The following is an 8,077-nucleotide window of genomic DNA, read 5'->3' on the forward strand; positions in this document are numbered from 1 at the left end:
AGATGCGAAGTGGCTATACAAGAAAGCGAAGCGGATGAAAGGTGTTCCAATAAGAAAAGATTTGATAGATATTCAAAGAAGGGACACGAAAATAGCCAAATACTGGGCGAGGATAAGGGTAAAAGGTATGAGAGGGGGCGTAAAAGTTGCACTTGCTCACCAGCCTTTCAATTTCGAGGAATGGGAAGTATGTGAGTCTCTGCTCGTCAGGAAGGGTGGAGAATTCTACCTTCATGTCACGGTCAAGAAGGATGTCGAGCCGAAGAAAGAATATGCATCCATCATCGCGATAGACATGGGAGCTCGTTGGGTAGCCGTGTCGGTGGCACGGCACCGCAGCACACCCAAATTTTATGGAAAGAGGGTGAGAGAGGTTAGAGGAAAGTATTTCTGGTTGAGGAGAAAGCTCGGAAGGGAGAAGAAGCAGAGGGCGATAAAGAATATCGGGCGCAAGGAGCGGAGGATTGTGAACGACGAGCTTCACAAGGTGGCGAAGGACATCGTTGAGGAAGCGGAAAAGCACGACGCCATAATAGCGATAGGCGACTTGGAAGGCATCAGGAAGAACCATAAAGGGAGAAAGGCGAACAGGAAGGTCAATTCCATGCCGTTCTACAAACTGAAGGAATACATCAAGTATAAGGCGCTTGAGCGAGGCATTCTGGTGATAGAAATTCCAGAGTTTAACACTTCGAAGCAGTGTTCCCGCTGCGGCTCGCTGCGAACGGAAAGACCCGGCGTCTTCATCTGCGAGGACTGCGGCTATCAGATTAATGCGGACGTGAACGGAGCTAAGAACATATTAAAACGAGCCGTGGGCTACATGCTCACGGTAGGAGCTGTCGTGACCCAGCTCGAAGGGGAGCGGTTCGTCCTGAGCGAGCCACACTCCCCAACCTCGTGCATCCGGCGGATGCCCCCCATTTTAATGGGGGGAGGAGGTCACTTCCTTAAGGAGGTCTCTCGTCGCCAGCCGCACCGCCGTCTCCGAATCGTATTTCGGGCGCCAGCCCAAGCTTTTCAACCTTGAAATGTCCAAGAGCATAAAGGGGATGTCGCCTCGCCAGCCTCGCCGCCCGCCCGTGAACCTGAACTTTGGCATTTTCTCGCCGACGAGCCCCAACTCTTCGCACACGATTTCGGCGATTCGCCGCACCATCACTTGGTCTTCAGTGCCAATGTTCAGGATGTTCACGACCTCACGAGAGGCTTTGAGCCCGAAGAACATGGCTTCGACGCAGTCGTCTATGTAGATATAAGATTTCGTCTGGTTGCCATCGCCCAAAATCTCCAGTTCCTTCGGGTTTGCTTGTAGCTTTTTTATGAAGTCGAAAATGACGCCGTGCGTGCTCCGACGCCCGACGACGTTTGCAAAGCGGTAGAGCCATGCCCGCATGTCGAAGGTGTGGGCGTATGCGGAAATCAATGCTTCACAGGCGAGCTTCGAGGCGCCATAAAGCGAAATCGGCACGAGTGGTCCGTAGTTCTCAGGCGTTGGGAGTCGCGTGGCGTCGCCGTAGACCGTGGAGGTGCTCGTGAAGATGATGCGGCGGATGCCGTTTCGACGCATCGCTTCCAGCACGTTGTAAGTCGCAACGATATTTCGCTCAAAATGCACGTCCGGGCGCTCGGCGCCGACACGCACGTCAGGATTCGCCGCCAAATGCCAGACCTCGTCCACGTCCTCGAAAAAGGACGTAACGTCGTCAGATGCCAAATTTACCTTGTGAAACTCGAAATTTTCCTTTGTAAGATGTGCCTCTATGAACTTCAAGCTTCCTGAGCTCAAATCGTCCAAAACCACGATGGCGGCGTCGCTTGCCACAAGACGGTCCACGACGTGCGAGCCGATGAAGCCTGCGCCGCCCGTTACTACGACCCTCATGGCTTCTTATTAAAATTGATAACAAATAAATTTGGATGGAAATACAGCAGCTTGCTGTGGTTAGTGGGAAGGGCGGCACTGGCAAAACCTCGATACTGGCAGCGTTCGCGGCGTTAGCCAAGCGCAAGGTGCTTGCGGACTGCGACGTCGATGCTCCCGACCTGCATCTTATTCTGAAACCTGAGATTTTGAGGAAAGAGGAGTTTCGGGGTTCTAAGGTCGCAGTGGTGGACAAGCAAAAGTGCACCGCATGCGAGAAATGTGAGGAGTTCTGCAGGTGCGATGCGATAAAAGAAGGCAATGTGAACGGGATTTTATGCGAGGGCTGCGGCGTTTGCGCCCTCGTATGCCCGACGGAGGCGATAACGCTGAGGGAGAAGGTATCGGGCTACGTATTCCTTTCCAAGACTAAATACGGCTTCATGTCGCACGCAGTCTTGAATGCAGCAGAGGAGAACTCTGGGAAGCTCGTAACACTCGTGCGGCAGAATGCGTTGAGCGTTGCGGAGCAGGAGGCATGTCCGTTAGTTCTAATAGATGGCGCGCCGGGAGTCGGCTGTCCTGTCATTTCCACGCTCAGCGGCGTGAGCGTCGCCCTCATCGTGACCGAGCCCACATTGAGCGGTTTGCATGACCTTAAAAGGATTTTGCAACTCGTCAGGCACTTCGGCATAACCCCGCTCGTCTGCATAAACAAATATGACCTGAACGATGAGATATCTGAGGAAATAGAAAGTTACTGCGCTACCAAGGGCGTGGAAGTGGTCGGGAGAATTCCATACGACGCCGCAGTCATGAGGGCGGTGGCGGCAGGAACGCCTGTCGTGGAGTTCTCGCCACGCTCCGCCGCTGCTGTTGAGATGAAGCGGACGTGGACGGGCGTGAGGGCAGTATTGCGTCTCTGAACTCCTCCAGCATGCACTTTAGTTCAGGGAACATTCCTTCGGTCTCCGCACGAACACGCACCTCGTAAACCTTTAAATCCTTTTTGAGCCTTTTGTAGCCGCCACCCGTCACGTTCAGCAAGATTTTTTCGCCTTTATCCACCACGCCCGCCTCGACGGCTTGCATTAGGGATGCCACGCAGACTGCAGCCGCAGGGTCCAAATCAATACCCTCCTCGCTTTCGAAAATGCGTTCCGCTTCTATGCACTTATCGTTATTCACGCCATACATCTCGCCGCCCGTCGCGGTCAGTGCGTCGTAAACGCCTCCACGCACCGAATACGGCGGCTTTCTGTTCGAAAGCACGTCCGCATGCATTTTTTTGATACTTTCGCCGTCCCGCACGTCGTCATCAATTAGCTCGCTACGCCCCGCTTTCCAAGCTCTAAACATCGGTGCAAACGGCAAGTTCTGCGAGAGGTGAAGCTTCGGGACGCCTTTAAAAATCCCAAAAGCATTGAGCCGTAGGGCAGCCTCCCAGACGCCGAGGGCGCCGGTGCCGCTGCCGACAGCCTGAAAGTAATGCGCAGGAATACTGCTCATATGGAAGGCTGCGTCAAGAAGAACGACACCCAAGCCGTCCCGCCTTGCGACGTTGCGTGCGCCACCTTCCGCAATGAAGCCGTCGAGAGCTGCAATTTCCCCACCCATCGTTATCGCATCGCGGTAATCGCCATCCACTGCTACGAGAAAAGCGTTCTCCGCACGTGTTCCTACAGTCCACACTCTGTCTACGTTTCTCTTCGGCACTACAAGCACCACAGGCATCCCCGTTTCGGCAGAGACTTGTGCAAACGCTCGTGCAGTGTTCCCCACCGATGAAACTACGAGAATTCGCCCGGGCGCCCGCTCCGCCACCCTCAAAAAGGTAGGAAGTGCCTCGAACTCCTTAAACGTGCATGTCTTCACGTAGGCGTTGCGTTCTGGGAAGTAGCCGCTGAAGCTTATATAGAGGTTGCGCAGCCGCAATTCTTCTGCCAACCCGTCGCTCTTATACGTAATCGGGACGCCTTCTAACTGGATATCCAAAGTATTTTCAGCAGGCAGCCAGTCTCCAAACCGCAAAATCCCGGTTCCGGCTCTTAACGTCAGCCTACAAGAATATTCAGTCTTCAGAAGCGCAGCACAGCCATGGGGGCAGGAATTTGTAAATTCGTCGTCAAATGCCGAGCCGCACTCCGGACATCGCAGCACGTATTTCCTCGTCATGCCACCACGCTAACAAAAGAGCAAAAACTGCTGCCGGGACGTATCTTGCTTTTCCGTGCATTCGTCTTGCTCTTCTTCACCGACGCCGTCAAGCAGCGAAAAATCTATCTCCTCGCCGCAAATGTATCTCTTGCGCATGTTGTTATTTTTACCCTTAAAGATAAAAAAAGTTGCGGATGAGGAAGTTCCGCATAGGGACAAGGGGCAGCCCGCTCGCAATGGCGCAGGCGAACGTCGTGAAAAAAACTCTTGAGCGAGAGGGTTTCGACGTTGAGCTCAAAGTCGTGAGAACGAGTGGCGACATGCTTAAAGCGCCCCTGCGGAGGCTCAAGGAATTTGGCGTCTTCGTCAAGGAGCTTGACGAGTATCTGCTGAAAGGCAGGATAGATGCGGCAGTGCACAGCCTCAAAGACATACCGTCGGACATGCGTGGCGGTCTTGAGATTTCGGCAGTTTTGCCGAGAGAGGAACCTTACGAGGCTTTCGTGAGCCGGGGGCTACGGCTTAGAGAGTTGGAGGCGAAGAGCGTCGTCGGCACGTCGAGCGTCCGCCGCCGAGCCCAAATACTGCGCTTTCGCAACGACATCGTCGTCAAGGAGCTGCGGGGCAACTTGAACACGAGACTCCGCAAGCTCAAGGACGGGCTTTATGACGGCGTCGTCGTGGCGGAGGTGGGGCTGCGTCGTCTGAACCTCGTCGAAGACACCGCACGCTGCGAGGGCGAGCTGAAGAACGGCTTGTTTTTCGAAAGACTTCCCCTTAAAGATTTTATACCCGCCGCAAATCAAGGGATAATCGCCGTTGTCGCAAGGAAGAGTAGCGAAGAGTCGGAAATTTTGAAGGAGTTGTTTGACGACGCTGTTACGAGGGCGGTGGCTGAGGTCGAGCGTAAAATCCTGAGGGCGCTGGGCGGTGGCTGCAGGGTGCCGATAGGTATCTTTGCGAGGGCTAAGCGTGCGGAGGCGAAAATGGAAGTGTTTGCGGAGCTACTTTCCGCCGATGGGCGGAAGTGGGCGAGAGCTGAGCGGGAGCTCTCAACAGAGGAAGCAGAGCTTCCGGAGTGTGTAGAGGAGCTTGCGAGAGGGGTGAGTTCTGAGCTGTTTTCCATTTTAGGTTTCAATTCCGTGTGACCTCCTCCCTCCATTGGAAGGCATCCGACGAATGCGCGAGGTTGGGGAGTGTGGTTTACCGGAGAACAAACCGCTCCCCGTCGGGCTGGGTCACGACAGCCCCTGCCATGAGCATATAGCCCACGGCTCGTTTCAGTATGTTCCTATAATCTTTTTACTTAAATACTTTTTACCCCCTTCCCCTGCTGCCTCGAAGGGATTAGCAGCAACATCTTCCTAAAAATCCTTATAAACCCAAAACATACCTAAGGGCGGCTGAGCGGATGAACGAGAAAGAGGTAGCTATCGTTTTGGAAGCTGTGAGGAAACACCACGAGCTTTACCAGAGCTGCCTACCAATGATAGCGAGCGAAAACATCACGAGCAACATCGTCCGCAAACTGCTGGCGAGCGACCTTTCGCATAGATATGCAGAGGGCGACGTCGGCAACCGCTACTATCAGGGTTGCGAGTTCATAGATGTCATCGAGGCAAAAGCGATAGCTCTTGCGAAGAGGCTGTTCGAGGCGGAGCACGTGAATCTAAAGCCTGTCTCTGGCGTTCTAGCTAACATTGCGGCGTTCTTCGCCCTCGGCGAGCCCTTCGACAGAGTCATGGCGCTCTCAATTCCCAACGGCGGGCACATCAGTTACTCCAAATACTCCGCCGCCGGGCTGCGGGCGTTTAAAATCATAGAGCACCCTTTCGACCCCGAAGAAATGAATATCGACGCCAACGAAATGGTGCGAGTCATCAGAGCGGAAAAGCCAAAAATCATCGTCTTCGGCGGCAGCTTGTTCCTGTTTCCGCATCCGGTGTCAGAAGCCAGAGATGCGGCGGACGAGGTCGGTGCAAGAATAATTTACGATGCGTCGCACGTTTTAGGCTTAATAGCGGGCGGTTTTTTCCAAGAGCCGCTGCGGGAGGGCGCCGATGTCGTCACCGGGAGCACGCATAAGACTTTCCCCGGACCGCAGGGTGCGCTCATCCTCTGCAGAAGGGAACTTAAAGAGCGTGTGGATACCGCTGTGTTTCCGGGGACGGTCAGCAATCACCACTTGCACCACATTGCAAGCTTAGCGGTGGCGCTCGCCGAAATGCTGGCGTTTGGCAAGGAATACGCAAAAGCAACAATCGAAAACGCAAAATCGCTGGCTCAAGCGCTTTATGAAGCGGGTTTCAACGTCCTCTGCGAGCATAAGGGCTTCACGGAGTCGCATCAGGTTGTCATGGATGTTTCAACGCTCGGTGGCGGCGATTTCGCGGCTAAAATCCTTGAAAAGGCAAATATCATAGCTAACAAAAACATGCTGCCGTGGGACAGGGAGCCGCAGACGCCTTCGGGGCTGAGGCTCGGCGTGCAGGAGCTTACAAGGCTCGGCATGCGCCCCTCAGAGATGAAAGATATTGCGGCATTGATTAGGAAAGTTTTAATTGAAAGGAGGCAGCCGGAGGTGGTGAGGACGGAGGTCGTGGAGCTGCGCAGAAACTTCCAAAAAGTGCACTTCTGCTTCGACTCCGATAGCGGCGACGCCTACGAGTGCCCCGTGTAGTTTTTCATTTTACCATATTTCGGCGAGAGAACTTAGGTTTAATCTGGAAATCGCTATGGTTTATATTGTTTATTTCTTGCTTGCAAGACCCTTCTGACATCCTCACGCCCTAAAGGGCGGAGGTTCCTGCTTCGGAGAGCAGAGGGCGTGCCACCGCCCTGTTAATGACCCCCACAGAGAGTCTCTCTCCCTGAGCGAGCCTTATATTTACGCTCCCTACTGCATCCCTGTGCGCTTCCAGTTTACAGTCCACACACTTGAACCATCTCCCTCTCTTTACTATTCGGCTTGAATGACACCGAGGGCATTCACTGCTTGTGCCCCTCTCGTCTTCTCTCCTTGTTCTTATCCCATACTCTTCCGCCTTCTCGCTTATCCGCTTATATAGATAGCGAGGAGACCAGAAGTTATGAATCATGCATTTGCCTTCGGGTTGAACTTTGCATCATTTTTATTCCTCGCAGGTCGCCGCCACATACCATCTCCGCCACTCCCAGCTCCCAGCATTTCCTGACAAAATCCGCCACTTCCTTGTTTATACTATCTCTAAACCGCCTCTTTCGCTTCCTATACAGCTGCCGCAGCCTCTTACTGCTGCTCCTCTCCCCTATCTTATCCCGTTCTTCTTGCACCTTCGCCATCTTATGCGTCCAATACCCCCAGTCGGCAAGCATTGAATTCGCTCTATAACCCCATGCCTCCCCGCCTCCTACCTACATACGCCATTATCGGGCACTTCACTCCCAAGTCGACGTATGCCTTTTTATCTCCAATTGGCTGATGTAGAGGTTTCACCTCTACCGGCTGGTAGCACACCCATCTGTTCGAGAGCTCGTCATAAACTATTTCCAGTCTCCCCTGCTTACCCTCCCATCTGTTTTTCCCCTTCCATCTGACCTTTAATTTGAACGGCAGCCTCAGATACTTATTATCGAGCTTATAAGCGTCGCTCCTTACCAGTATCCTTAATATCCGCCTACTTGTATTCCTGTCCTTCCAATAGCCCGGCGGGTGCGGTCTATCCTCTATCTTGCCCGCTTTGTAGGCTTTAAGCAGTGCAAAAAATGATTTCCAAACTTCGTTGTTCTTTCTTATGATTTGTTGTGCCGTCGCCGAACCCACCAACCGCTTATACCTGCCGTATTCTTCATCGGTGTTCCAATCTATTTTATTTCTCCACTGAAGAACGCCTCCTCCGCTTATAATGAATCTCATTCCATAATCGAGAACAATTATCAGCTAACTCGAAAAGCCTTCTCCCTTGCTCCTTCGTGGGCTTCAGTTTAAAGGTGTTAGTCCTCCTCCGCATCTCGTCCCCTTCCTGCCCCCAATGTCATATAGCACTTTCGGCATCTTACGCCATTCATCTCATCCCT

At 53.2% G+C, this 8,077-nt stretch carries 10 protein-coding genes; 4 read left to right on the forward strand and 6 right to left on the reverse strand.

The features are described from left to right. A partial coding sequence (locus ACXJJA_RS08145) for an RNA-guided endonuclease InsQ/TnpB family protein (RefSeq protein ID WP_456487719.1) occupies positions 1-1,030 on the forward strand: 1,030 nt, incomplete at its 5' end. Here the strand turns inward: ACXJJA_RS08145 and ACXJJA_RS08150 are convergent. Next, positions 926-1,885, reverse strand: coding sequence for an NAD-dependent epimerase/dehydratase family protein (locus ACXJJA_RS08150; protein ID WP_456487720.1), 960 nt, complete (start codon positions 1,883-1,885; stop codon positions 926-928). The genes ACXJJA_RS08145 and ACXJJA_RS08150 overlap by 105 nt on opposite strands. Positions 1,886-1,920: 35 nt before the next feature. Between ACXJJA_RS08150 and ACXJJA_RS08155 the strand changes: the two genes are divergently transcribed. Beyond that, positions 1,921-2,790: an ATP-binding protein gene (locus ACXJJA_RS08155; RefSeq protein ID WP_456487721.1), complete on the forward strand. Its 870-nt coding sequence runs from the start codon at positions 1,921-1,923 to the stop codon at positions 2,788-2,790. On the opposite strand, the gene ACXJJA_RS08160 is transcribed toward ACXJJA_RS08155, so the two are convergent. Both ACXJJA_RS08160 and ACXJJA_RS08165 read right to left on the reverse strand, forming a co-directional pair. After that, entirely contained in the window at positions 2,678-4,039 is a 1,362-nt protein-coding gene (locus ACXJJA_RS08160; protein ID WP_456487722.1) for a cysteate synthase, read from the reverse strand. The genes ACXJJA_RS08155 and ACXJJA_RS08160 overlap by 113 nt on opposite strands. Before the next feature lie 9 nt (positions 4,040-4,048). Continuing rightward, on the reverse strand, positions 4,049-4,177 hold the full coding sequence (locus ACXJJA_RS08165) for a hypothetical protein (protein WP_456487723.1): 129 nt from the start codon (positions 4,175-4,177) through the stop codon (positions 4,049-4,051). A gap of 38 nt (positions 4,178-4,215) precedes the next feature. Between ACXJJA_RS08165 and hemC the strand changes: the two genes are divergently transcribed. Together hemC and glyA are read left to right on the forward strand one after the other, a co-directional pair. Then, on the forward strand, positions 4,216-5,169 hold the full coding sequence (gene hemC, locus ACXJJA_RS08170) for a hydroxymethylbilane synthase (RefSeq protein ID WP_456487728.1): 954 nt from the start codon (positions 4,216-4,218) through the stop codon (positions 5,167-5,169). Between the two features lie 263 nt (positions 5,170-5,432). Next, positions 5,433-6,701 carry a serine hydroxymethyltransferase gene (gene glyA / locus ACXJJA_RS08175; protein WP_456487724.1) on the forward strand — a complete coding sequence of 423 codons (1,269 nt, stop codon included), beginning with the start codon at positions 5,433-5,435 and terminating at the stop codon, positions 6,699-6,701. 109 nt (positions 6,702-6,810) lie between these two features. Here the strand turns inward: glyA and ACXJJA_RS08180 are convergent, their stop codons facing one another. From ACXJJA_RS08180 to ACXJJA_RS08190, 3 genes are read right to left on the reverse strand one after another with little or no spacing between them, the layout of a single operon-like run. Beyond that, the gene (locus ACXJJA_RS08180) at positions 6,811-7,119 is read right to left on the reverse strand and encodes a zinc ribbon domain-containing protein (RefSeq protein ID WP_456487725.1); all 309 of its coding nucleotides are present in this window, start codon (positions 7,117-7,119) and stop codon (positions 6,811-6,813) included. Then, a complete protein-coding gene (locus ACXJJA_RS08185; protein WP_456487726.1) occupies positions 7,109-7,342 on the reverse strand; it encodes a hypothetical protein in 234 nt (77 codons plus the stop codon). The genes ACXJJA_RS08180 and ACXJJA_RS08185 overlap by 11 nt, the downstream gene beginning before the upstream one ends. A gap of 43 nt (positions 7,343-7,385) precedes the next feature. After that, on the reverse strand, positions 7,386-7,916 hold the full coding sequence (locus ACXJJA_RS08190) for a hypothetical protein (protein WP_456487727.1): 531 nt from the start codon (positions 7,914-7,916) through the stop codon (positions 7,386-7,388). Positions 7,917-8,077 lie beyond the last annotated feature (161 nt).

This window comes from Candidatus Alkanophaga liquidiphilum (assembly GCF_053996935.1).

Coding starts and splice junctions, on each gene's coding strand:
- ACXJJA_RS08150 (WP_456487720.1), bottom strand. CDS start 1,885: ATGAGGGTCGTAGTAACGGGCGGCGCAGGCTTCATCGGCTCGCACGTC.
- ACXJJA_RS08155 (WP_456487721.1), top strand. CDS start 1,921: ATGGAAATACAGCAGCTTGCTGTGGTTAGTGGGAAGGGCGGCACTGGC.
- ACXJJA_RS08160 (WP_456487722.1), bottom strand. CDS start 4,039: ATGACGAGGAAATACGTGCTGCGATGTCCGGAGTGCGGCTCGGCATTT.
- ACXJJA_RS08165 (WP_456487723.1), bottom strand. CDS start 4,177: ATGCGCAAGAGATACATTTGCGGCGAGGAGATAGATTTTTCGCTGCTT.
- hemC (WP_456487728.1), top strand. CDS start 4,216: ATGAGGAAGTTCCGCATAGGGACAAGGGGCAGCCCGCTCGCAATGGCG.
- glyA (WP_456487724.1), top strand. CDS start 5,433: ATGAACGAGAAAGAGGTAGCTATCGTTTTGGAAGCTGTGAGGAAACAC.
- ACXJJA_RS08180 (WP_456487725.1), bottom strand. CDS start 7,119: ATGATTCATAACTTCTGGTCTCCTCGCTATCTATATAAGCGGATAAGC.
- ACXJJA_RS08185 (WP_456487726.1), bottom strand. CDS start 7,342: ATGGCGAAGGTGCAAGAAGAACGGGATAAGATAGGGGAGAGGAGCAGC.
- ACXJJA_RS08190 (WP_456487727.1), bottom strand. CDS start 7,916: ATGAGATTCATTATAAGCGGAGGAGGCGTTCTTCAGTGGAGAAATAAA.